Consider the following 1,574-nt stretch of genomic DNA (forward strand, 5'->3'; position numbering starts at 1 on the left):
TCGCCGACCCTGGAACGCACCTTTGCTTGGTTGCGAGCCAACGTCGGTCGCATCGACCAGACGCGGGTGCTGGTGCACGGGGATTACGACCTGCGCAATGTGCTGATCGGCGAGAGCGGCATAACCGCCGTGCTCGACTGGGAACGATCGCACGTGGGTCATCCAGCTGAGGATTTGGCTTACTGCATGCAGGACGTGATGCGAGTGATGTCCCGGGATGAGTTCCTGCAGCGCTATCGTCGAGCTGGTGGCCCTGAAGTGGCGACCGAGGCCATCGAGTACTTTCAATTGTGGGCGGCCATGGCGCGACTCACAGGCTCTGCCGAGGTGAAGGATACGTACTTGCGAGGCCGGCATCGTGACTTCGTGCTCGGCACGGCGGGTGTCTTTCAGTATCCGCGTTTCTTGCGACAGGTCGCTGAGCTGCTCGCCGCCTTGGACCCATGCAACTAACGTAACTTCTCATGCGTGGGCTGGCATTGATCGCACCCGGTCCGGTCTCTAGCCTTTGCTTCGCTCGCGTCGTGACGCGCGCTACTAAAACAACTGTAGACACGCTATCCGTTTGGGGGAATGCAATGTCACTTTTTCAGAGGCGCACGGTTCAGATCTGCGCGATCGGCACCGCTCATCTACTACTCACCGGCACGAGCACGGCGCAAACAACGACGACCGAGCAAGCCGCCGCCGGGCTGGAGAATATCGTGGTCACGGCGCAACGCCGTACCGAGAATCTGCAGGAGGTGCCGATCTCAGTGACTGCGGTGACTGCCGAGTCGCTGGAGAAATCCGGCATCACATCCACCAGCGAGCTGTTGAATGTCGTTCCCGGCTTGACCATGAGCCGCGCGGTGAAAGGCGGTGCGCCGTTCATTCGCGGCGTCGGCTCGCAGGACACGAGCGCTGGTAACGAGACTGCCGTGGCCACGTATGTCGATGGCGTCTATTACATGGACGTGACCGGCATCATGTTCCCGTTCAACAACGTCAAGAGCATCGAAGTGCTGAAGGGCCCGCAGGGTACGCTGTTCGGTCGTAACGCCACGGGTGGCTTGATCAACGTCATCACGCGCGATCCGCAAGCCGAACCGCTGGTCGAAGGCAGCGTCGGCTATGGCAACTACTCGACGATGGAAACGTCGTTGTACGCCACCGGCGGCAGCGACACGTTGGCGGCGGATGTCGCGGTCTACGCGGTTCGGCAGGACAAAGGCTACGGTCGTAATTTGCTCACTGGCCAGGATGTGAATCTGCGCGACGAGAAGGCTGTACGCAGCAAAGTGGTGTGGACGCCTACTGCCAACGATCGTCTGACCTTCAGCGCCGAGTGGGCGAGCAACAAGACTGACCTCGGCGTGAGCCGCAACTTGTTGCCGGGAGCGTATCTCAGCGGCGGTTTGACCGCCGTAGGTTCGCCATACGATGTTGGTCGCAGCGGCGTCAATCCCAGCGTGCCCGAGGCCGAGACCTGGGGCAGCTATCTACGCTATGAGCACGACTTCGACAACGACATCACTTTCTCGATCCTGACAGCCGTGCACCGTAATCGAGTGCGGTTCCGTTACGACTCCGAT

General features: G+C 60.6%; 2 protein-coding genes. Both read left to right on the forward strand.

The features are described from left to right. On the forward strand, positions 1–453 hold a 453-nt coding region (locus JNL55_RS19590), incomplete at its 5' end, for a phosphotransferase (protein WP_293857542.1). Positions 454–578: 125 nt separating this feature from the next. Next, a partial coding sequence (locus JNL55_RS19595; protein ID WP_293857545.1) for a TonB-dependent receptor occupies positions 579–1,574 on the forward strand: 996 nt, incomplete at its 3' end.

This window comes from Steroidobacter sp. (assembly GCF_016790065.1).
Taxonomy (GTDB): Bacteria; Pseudomonadota; Gammaproteobacteria; order Steroidobacterales; family Steroidobacteraceae; genus Steroidobacter.